The sequence below is a fragment of the Micromonospora sp. NPDC049301 genome (genome assembly GCF_040678715.1).
Classification (GTDB): Bacteria; Actinomycetota; Actinomycetes; order Mycobacteriales; family Micromonosporaceae; genus Micromonospora.
The window spans coordinates 1-18649 of sequence record NZ_JBFAQO010000008.1 but is presented as its reverse complement, the minus strand read 5'-3'; the positions used below and the strand labels follow the sequence as shown (position 1 = coordinate 18649).

Sequence of the window (18649 nt, the reverse complement as noted above, 5' to 3'; positions counted from 1 at the left end):
GCTTCCGGTCGTACGCGCGTCAGCGCTGCTCCACCCCGCCCGGCGCCGGGCGCTGGGTCGGGACCGTCGGATCCTCGGACTTCCAGTTCGTCGTTGCCGGCGGGATCTCGTCGGTCAGTGGACCGCCCTCCCGCTCGGGCTCGTCGTCCCGCACCGCCGGCTGGTCCACCCGGGTCGGCGTCGGGTCACCCGAGGGCACCGGGTCGGCCCGGTGACGCGCCTCGGCCGCCGGCGCGGTCCCGCCCCGGCGGGCCACCAGCAGACCGACGACGATCAGCACCAGACCCAGCACGGCCACGCCGATCGGGGCGTAGACGCCGAGGGTGGTGAGCTGGCCACGGCTCTCGTTGGCCCGCTTCACCGATGCCTCGATGGTGGCGTCGTTGTAGGTGAAGTCGGCCTTCAGCAGCGAGACCGGGGTGCCGACATCCGGCACCAGGGCCTTGCTCTGCACCTCACGCACCTTGACGTACGACCCGGTGACCGGGTCGACCCAGAGCGTCCGGGTGTTGCTGTAGGTCATCCTGCCCTGGGTCGCACCCGGAGCGAGGGCCCCCAACAGCAGCGCGACCCGGTCGGGGGCCAGGTTCAGCTGCTGGTCGGTGATCACCTGCTCGAACCGGTACGCCTCGAGCCCGTTGACGTCCTCCGTGCCCTTGAACTCGGCCGGCAGCGCCTTCCGCAGATCGCGGTCGAAGACGTCGTAGCTCCGCTTCTCGGTGTTGAACGGGAACTTGTAGACCTGGCCCGCGAAGTTCACCTTCTCCCGGGTGCCGGTGTCGTCGAGGTACTGACCGTCCCAGTTCACCGCCGCGCCGGAGACCCGGTCCAACGCCAGCGTGGCGCCGTACGCGTTCACCAGCTCCTTGGTGTCCGTGCGGTCGACGGTCTGACCGACCGTCCAGACCACCGTGTCGCCCTCGAGGTCGCCACTCAGCTCGGCGGTCTGCTCGCGGTTCGGCGTGACCAGGACGGTGGACTTGAGATCTCCCTGGTTGATCGCGATGGCGCCGTTGGCGATCTGAAGGAAGGTGGCACCCTTCGCCTCGGCGACGGACGTCGACGCCTCCAGATCGTAGGGCAGCTTGGTCATCGCGGGCTTGACGACGAACACCAATCCGGCGGCCAACGCCAGGAGCAGTACGCCGCCACCGAACAGCACGGCACCTATGGCGCGGTGCTTCATGTTTCCTCCCTGGAGGAGCTAATTTCGCCGCTATCGATCAGTGATGTGGCCGCGAGGTTACTACCTGGTCACATCGCAACGCGACCCCCGGTCAGCTCTGTTTTTTCCGCCGCCCCGCCCGGTTCCTGACCGGTTCGCCGCAGGACGAGCACGAAGTTCCAGGCCACGACCTCGCGTACGCCGGGCACCCGGACCACCCAGCGGGCCCACCACGGGTGGTAACGCGGCAGCGCGTCCAGCACCTCGACGTCACCGCTGCCGCGCGCCCAGCGCAGGGCGTCCGAGATGGACACCGGAAAGAGCGTCTCGCGGTAGCGGTTCTTCGGCGGCCGGCCCATCCTCCGCTGGTAACGCCGACGGGCCCGGTCGCCGCCGAGGTAGTGCCAGGGTGCCGTCTCGTGCCCGCCCCACGGCGACAGCCACGGGGTGAACGACACGAAGAGCACACCACCCGGCCGGGTCACCCGGGCCATCTCGTCCAGCATCCGGCTCGGCTCGGAGACATGTTCCAGCACGTTCGAGGAGAACGTCACGTCCACGCTGGCGGACCGGACCGGCAGCGCGGTGCCGCTGCCCCGCAACATGCCGGCGACCGAGTCCCCGGCGGCGGAGAAGTCGCCGACGTCCGGGTCGAGGCCCACGTACCGGGCACCGGCGGCGCGGAAGGCGGAGGCGAAGTACCCCGGCCCGCCTCCGACGTCCAGCACGGTCCGCCCGGCGAGCGCGGTGTAGCCCGCCACCTGACGTACCGAATCCCCGGCCAGCAGACCGTAGAAGTGGTCCGGGTCGGTCTGCTCGACCAGGAACGCCCGGAACAGCGTCACCGAGCGGCCCAGTGTGGCGAACCGCCGGCGGGCCGCCCGGTCGGCCACCCCGTCTGCTGTGGTCATCGCGCCATCGTCCCGTCCTCGTCCTCGTCCTGGTCCCTGGTCCCGGCCGCGCCGGGCCCACCGTCGTCCGCCGGCGGCGGCGGGTCCGTCGCCAGCTCGCCGCCGCCCGGCGACCCCGTTCGCGCGGCCGGTGTGCCGGGCGCCGGGATCACCGCCGCGGTGACCGCACCGATCGCGACCAGCATCGCCGCCTGCACCCACGGGCCGTACGCCCACTCCTGCCCGTGGCCCTGCAACCGGCCCGCCACCGCGGTCACCGTGGCGACCGCCAGCCCGCCGAGCACCACCACCGGCAACGCCCGGACGGCGAGCTGCCGCAGCAGCATCGCGGCCAGCACGATCGCCACCGGCAGCACCCCGCCCAGGGCGGCGAGCAGCACCACCAGCAGGACGCCGATCGCCCACGCCGGGCCTTCGGCCGGAATCGTCCGGTCCACCCCGGCGCGACGGCGGACCGGCCACGCGGCCAGCAGGAGCACCACGAGCGCGGAGAACGCACCCGCCGCCAGAGCGCCCCGGTACGTCCGGTCCGGCGCGAAGACCAGCCGGACGTCGGCGGCGTCGCCGGCGGGCAGCACCCACGCCTGTTGCCAGCCGTCCACCCGGGTCGTGGCCAGCTTCCGACCAGCCAGGGTGGCCGTCCAGCCGGCGTTGGCGTTCTCCGGCACCACCAGCAGCGCCGCGCCACCGGCGGCCACGCGGACCCGCCGGTCGGTCGGGTCCCAGTCGAGCACCGTCACCTCGCGGTGGCGGGCCGCCGGCACCGCCGCCTCCGGACGCAGGGTGGCGTCCTGCACCACGAAACCGGCCGACGGTACGGTCGCCAACTGGTGCCCTCCCGCCGGGAGGTCCACCACCACCCCCGTGGTGCCACAGATCGTGACCGGCGCCGGCCGGCCGGCCAGCACGTCGGCGAGGGTGGTGGCCACCGCGGTCTCGTAGCGGTAGCCGTCCAGTTCGACGGCCGGTCCGCTGCCGCACCTCTCGGTGATCCGGGTGCCGCCGGACACCGGTCGGAGCAGGTCGTCCAGCGCCGGGATCTCCACCTCGGCGATGCCGGCGGTGGCGGTCCAGCCGTTACCGCGCCGGTCCGCGACCCGCGCGGCGGTCTCCCGGACCACGATCTCGATCTGGTCCGTCCGCACAGCCGGGAAGCGGACCGTCCCGTCCGCGGCGACCGGCAGCACCCGGCTGCGGCCCGGGGTCCGCACCTCGACCTGGGTGGGCAGCGAGCCGACCGGCAGCTCCGCGGGCCGTAGCCGCACCTCGGCGAGGCGTCGCTGCCCGGGCCACCGCAGCCGCAGCGTGGGGCGGAGGTCGCCCGTGTCGGCCAGCCAGGCCGTCCCCGGGTCGCCGTCGACGGCCGCGTAGCCGGCGACGGCCGGATCGCCGGTCAGGTACGAGGAGACGGTGGCCACCACCGGAACCCCGCTCAGGGTGAGCTGACCGGCCGGTCGGGGCACGGCGGTGAGCGCCAGTCGGTAGTTGCCCGGGGTGGTGCTGCGGAACACCCGATCGACGCCGAGCGGTTCCTCGCCGGCACGCGCCAGGAAGCGGTCGCACCGCACGACCGAGCCGGCCGGTCGGGTTCCGGTACCACCCGCCGACCCGGTGCCCGCGTCCGAACCGGCGCCGGGAGCGGCGGCCGGGAAACAGGCGGGCCGGTCGGCCGGGCCTCGACTGAACGACCACGCGACCGGCCCGTCGAAGCCGTTGGGCAGGTCGTTCGGCGCCCGGAGGGCGCGGCGGGCGGTGGTGCCGGGAATGGTGAGTTCCCGGATGCCGACCCCGCCGTCGCGTCGTTCCCCGGCGACGCCCAGCACCGTGACCCGTACGCGGCTGGTGGATCCGGGCAGCGTGTAGTACGAGTGCCCACCGAGCGTGTCGGCCACCTCGTGGTCCACCGAGCCCCGATCGGTGGTGATCCGGAACCGGGTCACCGGCCAGCCCACCCCGAGGTCGTCGACGAACGCCAACGACACGGTGTCCACCGCGCGCGGGGTGTCCAGGTCCACCTGGAGCCACTGGCCGACCGGTCCGGCCAGCGGTGCCGAGTGCCACGCGGTGGCGTACTCGCCGTCCACGGCGGCGAACGGCAGGTGCGACGGGTCGGCGGGGGCGAGGTTGTCCACGAAGCTGGTCGCGGTGCTCGCGCTGACCTCCCGCACCCCCTGGTAGGTGGCGACGGTCTGGTGCCGCTTGCCCGGGAACGGCAGCAGGTCGAGGGCCACCCGACCCTGCCGGCCGGCTTCCGTGGCGGTCAGCGTCTGGCTGACGTTGTCCCGCACCCGGCCGATGTCACGCTCCCGGCGGCGCAGCCCGTCGGTGACGATCCAGCGCTCGTCTCCCACCTCGGCGCGGTCCCCGGCCAGCACCACCGGCCGGTCCCGCTCCACCAGCCCCTGTTCCAGCAGGGGCAGCAGGGACTCCGGACCGCCGCTGACGGTCGGCACGTCGTCGGTGAGCACCGCCGAGGCGGCCGGTACCGGGCGCTGCACCTCGTACACCTCGATGGCGGGCACCGGGCCGGCGTCGTCGTCCACCGGGCTGCCCGGCGTGGAACCGGCAGCGGTCGTGCTCCCGAAGGTCGCCACCCGTGCGATGCCCGGCGACCCGGTCAGCGCACGGCGCAGCACCGCGACCGGCGGAGCGTCCACCTGGCTCCGGTCGATGTCGTTGCGCAGCAGCACGTGCCGGAAGCCGGCACGGGCCAGGAAGTCGGCCAGCCCGGCCGACCCCCGGCCACCGGCCAGGACGGTCTCGACCGTGTCCATCACCCGGGTGTTGCCGGCCGAGCCGAGCGGAATCTGGTTCCGCACCGCCCAGGGTGCGCCGGCCAGCGCCTGGAGCGGCTCGTCGACCGTGCGCCCCCACTCGTACTGGCCGAAGCCGGACCCGGGCACCATCAACGTCCGGGCCAGCGCGTCCCGGTCCGCCAGCCAGGTGGCCGCGGACCGCCAGTGCGGCGGCAGGTCCGACCAGCCCGGCCCGGGTCGCAGCTGACCCAGCCAGGCCGGCGCGGCAGCGCCCAGGACCAGCAGCAGCACCGGTACGAGCACCAACGGTCGCAGCCGGATGCCGGGCCGGCGCCGGGCGGCGGCGTTGTGCAGCCGGGTGACCACCGCGTCCACGCCGTGCGCGAAGCCGAGCATCAGCGGCAGGCGCAGCACCGGGTCGAGTTTGTGCACGTTGCGGAACGGGGCCAGCGGGCCGTCCAGCAGCTCCCGGACCGGCCCCGAGAGCGGGCTGTCCAGGCTGCCGACGTAGCCCATGGTGAGCAGGGTCAGCCCGGCCAGGAAGCCGAGCACCAGGAAACGCCGTTCCGGCAGGAGGTTGCCGGCCAGCCCGGCCAGCCCGATCAACGCGACCAGCGCGGTCAGCGCCATCAGCACCGGGTGGTCGATCAGCAGCCAGCCCGCCGGCCACCACGGATCCCCCTGGACGATGTACGCCACCCACTGGTTGGTGCCCCGGACGGCCTGGAAGAGCGAGGCCACCCCGGTGGTCGTGGTGGACGACTCGATGTAGTCCAGGAACGGCAGGCTGTACTCGCCGAGCAGCAGCAGCGGCACGATCCACCACAGGCACACCGCGACGACACCGAGGCACCACCAGCCGACCAGGCGCAGGTGGGCCCGGTCCCAGCGACGGGTCAGCAGCCAGATCCCGGGCAGCAGCAGGGCCAGCAGGACCACTGCCGCGTTGATCCCACCCATGCCGAGCACGGCCAGCGCGGAGAGCGCCGCGGCCCGACGTGGCGAGCCGATCCGCCGGACCTGCACGAGAGGCAGCAGCACCCACGGCAGCAGCGCCGCGGCGAGCGTCTCCGAGGACAGGGCGCCGATCTCGGTGAGCATCCGGGGTGCGAGCGCGTAGCCGAGCGCCGCCGCGTACCGGGTCGGTTCGGTGCCGATGTTCAACGCCCGGGCCAGCCGGAGCAGCCCGTAGAACGCGACCGCCAGCAGGAGCGCGGTCCAGGCCCGCTGCGTGATCCACGCTGGCACACCCAGCAGCTGCCCGCCCGCGAAGAACGGCCCCATCGGGAAGAGGTAGCCGTACGCCTGGTTCTGCAGCTCGCCGGAGGTCGCCTCCGGGTTCCACAGGTGCAGCGCGCGGGTCAGGAAGTGGATCGGGTTCGCGGCCAGGTCGAGCTTGGTGTCGAAGGTGACCTGGCCGGGCCGCTGCCCGAAGGCGATCGCGACGAGCAGCAGCAGCGACAACGGGGTCCAGGGTGCCCCGCCTACCAGCCGGGGGACGTGCGGTCGGCTCATCGGCGGCAGTCCGGCGGCAGGCAGCTCAGGTCGGCGAGCGCGGAGAAGAAGATCTGCCGGATGCCGCTGGGCTGCTCGGTACGGAACACCCGTCCGCCGGTGACCTCGACGATCGCGGTCAGCTCGTCCGGGTCGACGTCCCGACCCAGCCCGATGAAGATGATCGGCAACGGCCGGCGGGGGTCCTGCAACCGGGTCAGCTCGGCCAGGAACTTCGCCCGGCCGATGCTGTCCTCGTCCTCGTTCCGCCCGTCGGTCATGACCAGCACCAGGTTGATCCGGCCGGGCGTCCAGTGCTGCCGGGCGTCCTGGTACGCGGCCAGCGTCGCGTCGTACAGCCCGGTACCCCCGCCGGCCTTGACCCGGACGGCGGCCAACCGGTCGGCGAGCCGGGCACGCTGGGCGCGCAGCGGGGCGACGGGCAGGATCTCCCGGTAGTCCCGGTCCCCGTCCACCTTCGTGGAGAAGACCCAGATCCCCAGCTCGCTGTTGTCCAACAGCAGACCGGCTCCCTCGCGGGCGGCCTTCACGGTCGCCGCGAGCCGGGTCTCGCCGGTGCCGGGCACCGGGGCGGCCATCGAGCCGGAGACGTCGATGACGGTGAGGATCCGGGCGCTGCGCTGCACGCCGCTCCAGCCGTTCAGCACCTCGGTGACCGTCTCCTCGGCGGGCAACGGCACCGGTCGGCGCTCCTCCGCCCGCAGTCGACCGTCGTCGGGAATGGCCGGAGGGAAGCCGGACGCCGTCCGGAAGCCGAACCCGAGCAGCGCGTCCCGGGACTCGACCGTGAGCAGGTTGGTCAGGAAGCCCGCGGCCGCGTCCCGGACGTGACCACGCGCGGCGGGCAGCACCACGTACGGCAGGTCCAGCGACGGCACGCCGATCTCCGGGTACGCGGCGACCAACCTGTTCGAGCCGGCCAGCGCGTTGTGGTCGAGCACGGCCTGCTCGCTGGCCGCGACCGCCTGGGCCTTGTTGGCCAGCCCGCCCCCGGGCGCCAGGGCGCCCCCGCCCTCGCCGGCGGGGAACGTCTCGCCCGCCAGCCGGCGCAGCACGGCCGCCATCGCGGCGGCCGGTTGCCGCTCACCGGCGACCAGCGCACGCACCCCGAGCAGCGCGGCGACCCCGGACGGGTCGGCGGCCGGGTCCGGCACTCCCACCGGAGTCGGACGGGCCTTCGGTCCGATCAGCGACGCCCAGGTCACCGGCTTCGCCGGCCACCCCAGCCGTCGCGCGGTCGGCTCGGTCACCGCGAGCACCACCGGGGTGCTCGCCACCGAGGTGCCCTCGCCGGGCACCTCGAAGGCCCCGCCGGCCCGGGCCCGGCGCAGCCAGAACGTGGATTCCGGCAGCCAGGCGTCGGCGACGTCCACCGCGTTCGCCAGGTCCCCGGCCACGGTGGCGGACTCCCGGGCCTGCACGTCGATCGACACGCACGGCTGCCGACCGACGCTGGCCCGCACGATCCGGTCCAGGGCCGGGGCGATCACCGGCGCGGCGGCCACCCGCAGCCGGACCCGCTCGGCGCACTCCGGCACGCCCCGGTCCGCCCGCACGTAGGCCACGCCTGCCCAGCCGGCCAACAGCAGCACCAGGGCCGCGCTGAGCAGCACCACCGGGGAGCGACGGAAGAGGGAACGCACCGGCGCGAGTCCGTCGCGCAGCACCGCCGGCCACCTCCTCGTCACGTACCGGCGCGTCCGTGCGCAGGTCTGGATTCATCGCGGCGGCCGGGCGGCGCCACCTGGACGCCAGCCGCCACACGCGGTTGCGCTGCACACCCTGCCAAGGTTTTCCGTCGCCGGCAAACCCCCTATCGACGAGCGGTTATCCGATCTTCGCTGCCGGTGCGACCCATTGCGCCCACCGGCCGGGCCGCCCTAGGGTGGCGCGATCGTGCTCACTTACTCATCGGTAGGAGCAGCGTGGACCCCTCCGTCGCCCCCACACGCCACGTCCTGTTCCTCAACTGGCGCGACACCACCAACCCGGAAGGCGGTGGCTCCGAGGTCTACCTCGAGCGGATCGCCGCCGAACTGGTCGCCATGGGCTACCGGGTGACCCTGCTCTGCGCCGCGCACGGCAACGCCGGTCCGGCGGAGACCACCGCCGAGGGCGTACGCGTGCTGCGCCGCGGTTCCCGGCACACCGTCTACGCCCGCGCCGCGCTGACCTGCCTCGCCGGCCGGTTCGGCCTGGGCCCGCTCGGCCGGCACGGCCGGCCCGACCTGGTGATCGACGTCTGCAACGGGGTGCCGTTCTTCGCGCCGCTGTACGCCGGCCGCCCGGTGATCGCGCTGGTGCACCACGTCCACCGGGAGCAGTGGCCGGTCGTCTTCGGCCCGTGGATGGCCCGGCTGGGCTGGTGGATCGAGTCGTGGCTGGCCGTCCGGCTCTACCGCCGCTGCCGGTACGTCACCGTCTCGGAGGCCAGCCGGGCGGAGCTGGCGGCGCTGGGGGTGGCCGCCGAGCGGATCGACGTGGTGCCCAACGGCACGCCCACGGTGACCGGCCCACCGTTGCCGCGCACCCCACACCCGTCGCTGCTGGTGCTCGGCCGCCTGGTCCCGCACAAGCGGGTGGAGATCGCGTTGCGCGCCGTCGCCGAACTGATCGGCGAGCTGCCCGACCTGGAGCTGGTGGTGGCGGGTCAGGGCTGGTGGGAGCAGCCGCTGCGGGAGCTGTGCGACTCGCTCGGCATCGCCGACCGCGTCCGGTTCACCGGCTTCATCAGCGAGGAGGAGAAGCACGCCGTGCTCTCCTCGGCCTGGGTGGCGCTCACCCCGTCGCTCAAGGAGGGTTGGGGGCTCACCATCGTCGAGGCCGCCGCGCGCAGCACCCCGACGGTGGCCTTCCGCTACGCCGGCGGGGTCGCCGAGGCGATGGTCGACACCGAAACCGGCCTGCTCGTGGACGACGAGGCCGAGTTCACCGCCCAGGTGCGCGAACTGCTCGCCGACGACGTGCGGCGCAAGGCGATGGGGGAGGCGGCGCTGCACCACGCGTCCCGCTTCACCTGGGCCGCGACCGGGGCCCGCTTCGCCGAGCTGGTGACCCATGCGACCGGCCGGGCCGGCTGACTCCGAGCACCACGAAAGGGCGCCCGCGACCAGCGGGCGCCCTTTCGTGGTCTGACTAGCGCGTGCCGTACAGCGGAGGCTCGGCGCCCTGCTCACCATTGACGTTGGTGGTGGCAGCCTCCTTGGCGGACGGGCTGAGCACATTCGCCAGACCGACGCTACCGAGCAGGCCGAGCACGACCCCGAGCACACCGACGGCGACGAACGCGGGCAGGTTCCTCATCCACCTTCTCCTTCCGCGGGACTCGCGTGCCGGGACGCTACCACGCGGTAGCGTGCGCGCGCAGTGCCCGAAAAACCGATGGCCAGCACCACCGTTCCGGCCAGCAGATGGGCGAGCCCGATCGGCCCGGGCCGGGTCGGCGCGGGCGGTGGAGACCAGCGCGGATTCTCGTACAGGGTCAACTCCGGTCCATCGTGGACGATCCGCAGTCCGGCCAGGGACGCCGGCGGCAGCGCCGGCCCCGCCGCCCGCTGGACCAGCACCCAGCGCGAGCCGGCCGCCGACACCGGCGCCCCGGCGGCGAGGAGGTCGCGGACCCGCGCGGCACGCGGGTCCTCGCCCGCCACCGCCAGCCCACCCACGCGCAGCGTGTCGTCGATCAGCACCGGCACGCCGAGGTACCGGGGCGCCGGGTCGATCACCACCTGGCCACGGTTCCACCCGTAGCGCTGGTACTCCTGGAACGGCAGGGAGATCACCTCACCGGGCCGCTGCTCGACCAGCCGGGCCACCGCGGTCCAGTCCGCCGGCCAGGCCACCGGTCGGAGCCGGCCCGCCGCGCCGAACGCCAGGTCGGGCAGGAGCGCCACCGGCAGCAGCGCGGCACCGACCAGCAGCACCCGCCCGGTGACCGGGTCGAACCGGGCGGCCAGCCGGTCCGCGAGGCGTTCCGCGCCGACCGCGCCGGCCACCGCCAGGGCCAACGCGTACGGGATGAGCAGCTTCTGACCGTCCCGGATCAGACCCGCGCCGGGCAGCGTCGCGACCAGCCAGCCGAGCAGATCCGCGCCGCCGGGCAGCGCGCCGAGCGCCGCCACCAGCCACGAACCGGCCGCGAGCAGGCCGAGGCGGCCGGCCACCGGAGCGGGCCAGCGCCGGAACAGCAGCGGTACGCCGTACCCGGCGACGGCCAGCACCAGCACGGTGACCAGTGGCACCAGCAGCGCACCCCGGGAGGCCGGCGTGGTCTGCCCGTTCCAGATGCCACCGGTGCCGGCGAGCGCCACCAGCGGCCCCGCCCAGTTCTCCGCCCGGGCCGCGAACGCCAGCACACCGGCCGGGTCCGACCTGCCGCTGCCGGTACTCGCGAACCCGGCCACCAGCCACGGCGCGTTGAGCAGGACCGTCGCGCCCAACGCGGTCGAAGCCGCACGGGCCGCCCCCGGATACCGTCCGGGCAGCAGCACCGCGATCGCCACCAGCGCGATCACTCCGCCACTCGGGGTGATCGCCGACGCCGCCGCGGCGAGCAGCAGCCGCGGCAGCGCGCCGGGCCGGCCGGTCCGTACCCCGATCGCCGCCCGGACCAGCCACGGCAGCGCGGCGTACGCGACCAGCAGTCCCCACTGGCCGACGAGCAGCCGCTCGGCCAGGTACGGCGTCCAGGCGTACCCGAGGGCGGCCACCGCCCGGACCGCGACCCGGTCGGTCGGCACCAGCCGGGCCGCGCCGAGCGCCGCGAGGTAGATGATCGCCGCCAGCACCAGCCGTTGCAGCAGCCACCCCGGCACCAGTTGGTTGGCCAGCGCCACCACGGCATCCTGCGGAACGGCCCGGGGCAGCGCCGACGCCGGGGCGATCACCTCCCAGCTCAACGCCTGCCGGGGCACGAAGACCATGTCGTAGCGGAGCACGTAACCGGGGAGCAGCAGCGGCGCCAGGACCACCGCCGTGACGGCGGCGGCGACGCCGTGCGGCACCATCCGTTCGCGCATCCTGACGACCCCACCCCGATCCGGCCCGACCACCCGTCGCGCTGGTGGCGGCCACTGTACGCGGACCACCCGTCGGCCCCTGAACCATCCGTTGACCTGATGGGGCGGCCCGTCATCCGTGTGGCAGTCTTCCCGCCATGGCATTGACCGGATCCGAGGTGGGCGCGGCGCGTGGCGAAACCGGCGGGGCCGGTGGACGGGTACGCACCGATCCGATCCGGCCCTTCGCCGTCACGATGATCGTGGTCAGCGTGCTGTGGCGGGCGCAGATCGCCTCCCGCGGTTACCTGGCGGCCGACGACTACGTGCTGGTCACGCAGTCCAGTGAATCGGCCCTCACCCCGGGCTTCCTGCTCACCCTCTACAACAACCACTTCATGCCGGGCGGCCGACTGCTCACCTGGCTGGTGACCGACGCCTTCGGGCTCACCTACTGGCCGTACGTGCTGTTGATGGCGGCTGGTCAGGCGGTGCTCTCCGTCGCGTTCTACCGGCTGCTGCGCGACCTGCTGCGACCGAGCCGGCTGCTGCTCATCCCGCTCGGGATGTTCCTGTTCAGCCCGCTGACGCTGGAGGCGACCTCGTGGTGGGCGGTCGGGGCGAACATGCTGCCGATGCAGCTGAGCATGGTGCTCGCCGTCGGCGCCCAGCTCAGGTACGTCCGCACCCGCCGCAAGCGGCACCTGCTGTCGCTGGCTCTCTCCGTACTGCTGGGTCTGCTCTTCTTCGAGAAGGCACTGCTGGTCGTACCGCTGGTCTTCCTCTTCACCGTCTGCTTCCTCACCGACGGCGGGCCGGTCCGCTCGGTGCTGACGGCGCTGCGTCGCTGGTGGCCGTCCTGGCTGGTGCTGACCGCGCTGGTCGGCGCGTTCGCCGCGGTCTACCTGCAGCGCGCCGAGTCGTCCGTGCGCCGGCCGGAGTCGTTGGGTGAGGTGCTGTCCTTCTGCACCCAACTGTTCGGTTCCACGCTCGTGCCGGGTCTGCTGGGCGGGCCCTGGGGCTGGCTGGGCGCGGGGGACGGGTCGCCGGTGGTCGCGCCGCCCGACCTCGGCCGCTGGATCGCCTGGGCGGTCTTCGCCGCGCTGATCGTGCTGACGGTGAAGCGGGACCGCAGGGCCACCCGGGCCTGGGTCCTGCTCGGCAGCTACCTGATCCTCGCCACGACGCTGCTGGCGGCCACCCGGCTCGGCTCCGTCTTCAGCGGCGTCGCCGGCGGCGTGCCCCGCTACGTCAGCGACGCCGTGGTCGTCGCCGCCATCTGCGTCGGTGTCGCTCTCGTCGGGGTTGCCCGACCGACGCCGACCGACGGCGAACCGACCGACGGCGAGGCGGCCCCGCCCGCCGGGGCTCCCGCACCGTCCGCTGACTCGGAGCCTGCTGCCGCACAGAGCACGGCAGAACCCGACGCGCCGCGCTCGGAGCCGTCGCCGGCCGCACCGCGCTCCGTCGTCGCGGCCTACTCGTCCCGGGCCGGTGTGATCCACGCCGAGGCCCCGGACGACCCGTACCACGGGCAGACCGCCGAGCCGACGACCGAGCCGGATCCCGAGTTCGATCCGGAGCCGGCAGCCGAGGCCCCGCCGACGGCGCGGCCCTCCGCGGCGCGCGAGCCGGACGTCCCGACGTCGTCCGCAGCCGGCGGACGGGAACCCCGGCCTTCGACACCTGTGCCGCCGGACTGGCTGGGGCCGGTGCCCGAGCGGTACCGCGAGGTCGTGACGGCTGGTCTGGCGCTCCTGCTGGTGGCCGCGATGTTCGGCACGGTCTGGACCACGTCGCGCTACGGCGACGAGTGGGCGAAGAAGTACGGGCGGTCCTACCTCGACACGGCCCGGATCGAGCTGGCCAGCGCCCCGCCCGGCACCGTCTTCTTCGACACGCCGCTCCCGAGCGAGGTGCTGTCGAATCTGTCCTGGCCGTACAACTACCAGTCCCGGTTCTTCGCCGCCGCCGGCTCCCGCCCGGAGTTCGTGGAGGACACGGAGAACGCCTCGATACTCGACGGCCTCGGACGGGTCCAGGTGGCCACCATCCAGGGCAGCAACGTCGTGCCCGGCCCGCAGGAGGGCTGCGGCTACCTGGTGCAAGCCGGTCAGACCGTCCGGATACCGCTGGACAAGCCACGGCACCACTGGGACTGGGTCGTCCGCATCGGCTACCTCAGCTCGGCCGATGGCACGGCGGTGCTGCGCTTCGGGCAGGGCAGCCACACGTTCCCGGTCAAGAGGGGCCTGAACCAGCGCTTCTTCGAGATCACCGGCGGTGACGGCGCGGTGGAGCTGACGGTGACCGGCGTGCCGGATCTGACGCTCTGCACGAACGAGATCACCATCGGCGACGTGGTACCGAAGCCCGAGTGACCACCGAGGAACCCCGGCTGGTGGCGGAACCGACCCAGCCCGGTGCGGCGAAGCGCCCCGCCCGCGACACGGGGGTCGTACGGCTCGGTGTCGCCGGAGCGGCCGTCACCGCCGCCACCATGCTGACCAACGGGTTGGCCTACCTGGTCCCGATGCTCGGTGCCCGCCAGCTGACCGCCTCCGACCTGGGTGCGCTGGCCACGGTGCTGGCACTCGGCGCCATCGCGGCGGTGCCCGGGTTCGGCCTGCAGATCGCGGTGGCGGCCCATCGCGCCCGGTCGGGGCCCAGCGGGACGACACGACTGGCGCTGCGCACCGCCGCGTTCACCGCCGGCGTGACCCTCGTCGCGGCACCGGTGCTCACGGTGGCGCTCCGGCTCCCGGTCGCGCTGACCCTGCTGCTCGCCCCGACCACCTTCGCCACGGTGCTGGCCGGTCGGTGGCTCGGCGAGCTCCAGGGTGACCAGCGGTTCCTGCGGCTCTCCGGCGCGATGACCGGGCTCGCCGCCGGCCGTTACGGCGGTCTCATCCTCGGGCTCGCCCTCGGCTGGGGACCGGTCGGCTCCCTGCTGCTCGGCACGCTGGCCGGCTTCGTCGTCCTGCCGCTGCTGGCCCGGCTCGCCGCGCCCGCCGCCCCCGGCGGTCCGGCCCTCGGCGTCCCCGGACCCGGGGTGGCACCAACCCTCGCCAACGACCGCGACCGCGCTCTGAGCGGCCGGCAGGTGCTGACGGCGTGCGGTGCCACCCTCGCGATGCTGGTCATCTCGTACGCCGACCTGCTCCTCGCCCGCCAACTCCTGCCGGCCAGCGGCTCCGGCGGCTACGCGGTCGGCGCGGTCCTCACCAAGGGCGCGCTCTGGGCGCCGCAGGTGGTCACCCTCCTGGTGCTGCCGCGGCTGGCCTCGGGCGACCGGCGGGCCCGGGCGCGCGCGCTGGGGCTGATCGTGGCCTGCGGTGCGGTGCTGGTGGCCGCCGCAGCGGTCGCCGGTGAGCTGGCCTTCCGGCTGGTGGGCGGGGCGGACTACCTGCACCTGGCCGGCGAGGCCCCGCTCTTCGCCGCCACCGGCGCCCTCTACGCGGTGGTGTTCATGCTGGTCAACGAAAGAGTGGCGACCGGTGCCCGCTGGCCGGCCGCGCCGCTCTGGGTGGCCACCGCCGGCCTGGTCGGTGCGGCCCTGCTGGTGGCGCCGCGCACGGTCGAGGGCGTGCTGAGCTGCGCGCTGGTCACCGCGGCGCTGACCGCAGCCGTGATGGTCTGGCTGGCCCGCCCCGCCCGTGGCTGACCCCCGGCGCCGCCCGGGTCAGTCGCCCGCTGCCAGCCAGGTGCTCAGCAACTGGTGATCGATCGAGTCGACCCGGCCGAGTGGACGACCGGCGGCGACCCGTTCGCGCAGCTCCGCCCGGCTGAACCAGCGCGCCTCCAACAGTTCCACGCCGTCCACCCGCACCTCCTCGGACGCGACGCGGGCCCGGAAGCCGACCATCAGCCCGGCCGGGAACGGCCACGCCTGCGAACCCTGATACGCCAGGTCCGTCACGGTGATACCGGCCTCCTCGGCCATCTCCCGCCGGACCGCGTCCTCCAGGCTCTCGCCGACCTCGACGAAGCCGGCCAGCGTCGAGTACGCGTCCGCCGCCGCGCCCGCGTGCCGGGCCAGCAGGCAGCGCTCCGGCACCCCCGGCCGATCGGGCGACACCACCAGCACGATGATCGCCGGTTCGATCCGGGGGAACAGCAGCCGTCCGCACTCCCGGCCGGTGCAGGTCCGGACGTGCCCGCCGCCGCCGGCCACGGCCGGCGCGCCGCACGTGCCGCAGTACCGCTGCTGCCGGTGCCAGTGCAGCAAACCCCGCGCGTACGCCTGGACGGCTGCCTCGTTCGGGTCCAACCGCCCGACCAGTGCGCGCACGTCGACGGCCCGTGCCGCACCGGCCATCTCGACGGCGGACTGCTCGCTGAGCGCGGAGAGGTCCGCGGCGAACAGCGCGACGTCCCCGTCCAGCCCGAGAAAGACGGTCTCACCGGCGGCGGACCGGACGAGGGACGCCCGTTCCGCGGTCAGCCGGACCGGGCCGTCGCCGTCGACGAGGCAGCGGTCCCGCCACAGCGGCAGCACCACGGTGGTCGCGTCGGTGAGCAGTGCGGTCAGCCGGGCCGGATCGGTGCGCAACTCGCCCGCCCGGTCCAACCACCCGCCGCCGTACGCCAACACCCGCTGCGCAGTGTCCACAGCGCCACCGTGCCACGTGTGCGCTCCGACGCGGACGCCGCCCCCCGCCTCGCGCGACACGCCGGGACGACACGCGGGACCGGCAGGGGTGGGCGCAGCCCACGGGTTGGCCCGGGCATTCGTTACCGTAGGTGTCCTCCGGGAGGGGGGACCTCCCGCGGCACCTGGCGATCGAGGTTGCAGTGACGCTGTACGGCGAAATACGTCCACCCGCCGACGACCGGCCCACCGTGCAGGTCACCGCGGTCACCTGGCCCGACGACGGCCCGGGCCCGGTCACGGCACCGCCTTCCGGCGAGCCGGAGGGCAGCCGGCGCCGCCCTCGGCGGGTGCGGATCCTGCTCGCCGCCGGCGTCACCGGCGTCGTGCTCGCCGCCGTGGCGGGCGCTGGCGCCTGGGCGTACGCCGGGGACGTCCCCCGCGGCACCAGCGTGCTCGGCGCCGAGCTGGGCGGCCGGAGCCGTACCGACGCCCACCGGGAGCTGCGTGCGGAACTGGACCGGCGGGCGGCGACCCTCGCCGCACCGCTGCGGGTCACCGTCGGTGGGCGCACCGCCGAGATCAACCCCACCGACGTGGGGCTGGGTGTCGACGTGGCCGCCACCGTGGCGGCCGCGGCCGAGGCCGACGCGCACCCGGTCAGCCGATTGGTCGGCTCCCGCACCGTCGACCCGGTCGTCACGGTCGACGTGGATCGGCTGGACGCGGCACTCCGTAAGGTGCTCGGCGACCAGGCCCGCCCGATGACGGTGCCGGCGATCACCTACAAGGGCACCACGCCGAAGGTGACCCAGCCCAAGCCGGGGTTGGCGTTCGACCCGCAGCGCTCGGCCGACGCCGTTCGCGCCGGCTGGCTGGCCGGCACGCCGGTCACCGTGCCGCTGGTGGAGAGCCAGCCGGCGACCACCGTCGAGGAGTTGGACCGCCTGGTCGCCGAACTGGCCGGGCCGGCGGTCGCCGCGCCGGTCACCCTGCGCACCGACAAGGGTTCGGTGACCATCCCGCCCACCGCCATCGCAAAGGGCCTGCGGTTCACCGCCGACAAGGCCGGCAAACTGACCCCCACGGTGGACGTCAAGCGGCTCCGCTCGGCGCTCGGCGACGACTTGAACGCCATCGAGGTGCCGCCGAAGGACGCGACGATGACCATCGCCGGTGGCCGACCGAAGGTCACCGAGGGGCGACCCGGGCAGCAGCTGGACACCGCCACCCTCGGTCGTGACCTGCTGGCCGTGCTGCCGAAGCCGGACGGCCGCGAGGTGACCGGCGAACTGAAGTCGACGCCTCCCGAGGTGACCGCGGAGAAGCTGGCCGGCCTCGGCATCAAGGAGCGGGTCTCCACCTTCACCACCCGGTTCACCGGCGGCATGGCCTCGTCGCGCAGCCAGAACATCGCCACGATCGCCAGGGAGGTGGACGGCACCATCGTTCTGCCCGGGAAGACGTTCTCGCTGAACGGCCACACCGGCGAGCGCGGCTACGCCCAGGGCTACCGCGACGCGCCGGTGATCCTGGACGGCAAGCTGGTGCCGGGTGTCGGGGGCGGCACCTCGCAGTTCACCACCACGCTGTTCAACGCCACCTACTACGCGGGGATGGAGGACGTCGAGCACAAGCCGCACTCGTACTGGTTCGACCGGTACCCGGCAGTGATCGAGTCGACCATCTTCTGGCCGAACCTCGACTTCAAGTTCCGCAACAACACCCAGTACGGCCTGCTCATCGACACCTCCTACACGTCGAGCACGATCACCGTGTCGATCTGGAGCACGAAGATCTACGACAGCGTGAAGACCGAGTACGGGCCACGTCGCAACATCACCACGCCGAAGCTCATCCACCTCGAACCCGGCCCGACGTGCATCCCGAGCAACGGCATCAACGGCTTCACGCAGGACGCCTTCCGGGTCATCAAGAAGGGCGGCGTGGTGGTCAAGCGGGAGAAGTTCACCTGGCGCTACGACGCGGAGCCCCGCTACGTCTGCGGCCCGAAGCCGTCCTGACGTCTCGCCCCTTCCGCGGTCGCCTCACCGGGGTCACCGCCCTGCCCATTGCGCCTGCCACCCCTGCGCCGGCATCGACGCCACGCGTGCTTCCTGCACCCTGATCTCGGCCCGGAACCGGTGCGCTGCGGGATGCCACATCTCCTCGAACGGGCCCATGACCTCACCACCGACACCACGACGACGCGCCACGAGCGGATCCCCAAGACCGCGGCCACGCAGCTCGCGAACACCAGAAGTATCAGGACGTCGTCCATCCGCCGAGCCTGAACGGCACCGCCAGGGCCGGCTGGCGAGTGAAGCGGCGACAGCCGTATTCCAGGCGGGCCCGGGAGTGGCCCACCGCCGTCAGCCGTCGATCAACCAGTTTCCCGACCCGGGGAACGCAGAAAGGGCCACCCCGTGGGGTGACCCTTTCTGGAAAGATTGTCCGGCGGCGTCCTACTCTCCCACACCCTCACGAGTGCAGTACCATCGGCGCTGGAGGGCTTAGCTTCCGGGTTCGGAATGTGACCGGGCGTTTCCCCTCCGCCATGACCGCCGTAACTCTATCGACATATCAAACAACACCACACATGTGGTCTGTTGTTCGTTCATCGAGAGTTGCACAGTGGACGCGTAGCAGCTTGGTAGTCAAGTCCTCGGCCTATTAGTACCGGTCAACTGAACCCGTTACCGGGCTTACATTTC

The 18649-nt window shown here is 73.6% G+C and carries 10 protein-coding genes, 1 rRNA gene and 1 pseudogene; 4 read left to right on the top strand and 8 right to left on the bottom strand.

All coding sequences use genetic code 11. The features are described 5' to 3' along the window. Positions 1–19: 19 nt before the first annotated feature. From AB0K07_RS23085 to AB0K07_RS23070, 4 genes are all read right to left on the bottom strand, one after another. Entirely contained in the window at positions 20–1186 is a 1167-nt protein-coding gene (locus tag AB0K07_RS23085; RefSeq protein ID WP_363757486.1) for a DUF3068 domain-containing protein, read from the bottom strand. A gap of 68 nt (positions 1187–1254) precedes the next feature. Further along, positions 1255–2076: a class I SAM-dependent methyltransferase gene (locus tag AB0K07_RS23080; RefSeq protein WP_363757485.1), complete on the bottom strand. Its 822-nt coding sequence runs from the start codon at positions 2074–2076 to the stop codon at positions 1255–1257. Then, positions 2073–6347: an alpha-(1->3)-arabinofuranosyltransferase gene (locus AB0K07_RS23075; RefSeq protein ID WP_363757484.1), complete on the bottom strand. Its 4275-nt coding sequence runs from the start codon at positions 6345–6347 to the stop codon at positions 2073–2075. Before AB0K07_RS23075 ends, AB0K07_RS23080 begins: the two co-directional genes overlap by 4 nt. After that, the gene (locus AB0K07_RS23070; protein ID WP_363757483.1) at positions 6344–8014 is read right to left on the bottom strand and encodes a substrate-binding domain-containing protein; all 1671 of its coding nucleotides are present in this window, start codon (positions 8012–8014) and stop codon (positions 6344–6346) included. The genes AB0K07_RS23075 and AB0K07_RS23070 overlap by 4 nt, the downstream gene beginning before the upstream one ends. A 258-nt stretch (positions 8015–8272) precedes the next feature. Here AB0K07_RS23070 and AB0K07_RS23065 point away from each other — a divergent pair, with 258 nt between their 5' ends. Beyond that, positions 8273–9427 carry a glycosyltransferase family 4 protein gene (locus AB0K07_RS23065; RefSeq protein ID WP_363757482.1) on the top strand — a complete coding sequence of 385 codons (1155 nt, stop codon included), beginning with the start codon at positions 8273–8275 and terminating at the stop codon, positions 9425–9427. A 55-nt stretch (positions 9428–9482) separates the two neighbouring features. Here the strand turns inward: AB0K07_RS23065 and AB0K07_RS23060 are convergent, their stop codons facing one another. Continuing rightward, positions 9483–9650, bottom strand: coding sequence for a hypothetical protein (locus AB0K07_RS23060; RefSeq protein WP_158609830.1), 168 nt, complete (start codon positions 9648–9650; stop codon positions 9483–9485). Continuing rightward, a complete protein-coding gene (locus AB0K07_RS23055) occupies positions 9647–11365 on the bottom strand; it encodes a hypothetical protein (protein WP_363757481.1) in 1719 nt (572 codons plus the stop codon). Before AB0K07_RS23055 ends, AB0K07_RS23060 begins: the two co-directional genes overlap by 4 nt. A 137-nt stretch (positions 11366–11502) precedes the next feature. On the opposite strand from AB0K07_RS23055, the gene AB0K07_RS23050 reads away from it, so the two are divergent. After that, on the top strand, positions 11503–13725 hold the full coding sequence (locus tag AB0K07_RS23050; RefSeq protein ID WP_363757480.1) for a hypothetical protein: 2223 nt from the start codon (positions 11503–11505) through the stop codon (positions 13723–13725). Further along, positions 13722–15133 (top strand): annotated as a pseudogene (locus tag AB0K07_RS23045) (polysaccharide biosynthesis protein). The gene AB0K07_RS23050 and the pseudogene AB0K07_RS23045 overlap by 4 nt, the downstream one beginning before the upstream one ends. Here the strand turns inward: AB0K07_RS23045 and nudC are convergent. After that, positions 15027–15956, bottom strand: a complete 930-nt coding sequence (gene nudC, locus AB0K07_RS23040; RefSeq protein WP_363757479.1) for an NAD(+) diphosphatase — start codon at positions 15954–15956, stop codon at positions 15027–15029. The pseudogene AB0K07_RS23045 and the gene nudC sit on opposite strands and share 107 nt — an antisense overlap. Before the next feature lie 182 nt (positions 15957–16138). Here nudC and AB0K07_RS23035 point away from each other — a divergent pair, with 182 nt between their 5' ends. Further along, a complete protein-coding gene (locus AB0K07_RS23035) occupies positions 16139–17959 on the top strand; it encodes a VanW family protein (protein WP_363757478.1) in 1821 nt (606 codons plus the stop codon). 428 nt (positions 17960–18387) lie between these two features. On the opposite strand, the gene rrf is transcribed toward AB0K07_RS23035, so the two are convergent. Continuing rightward, positions 18388–18504: ribosomal RNA gene (gene rrf / locus AB0K07_RS23030) — 5S ribosomal RNA — on the bottom strand. Positions 18505–18649 lie beyond the last annotated feature (145 nt).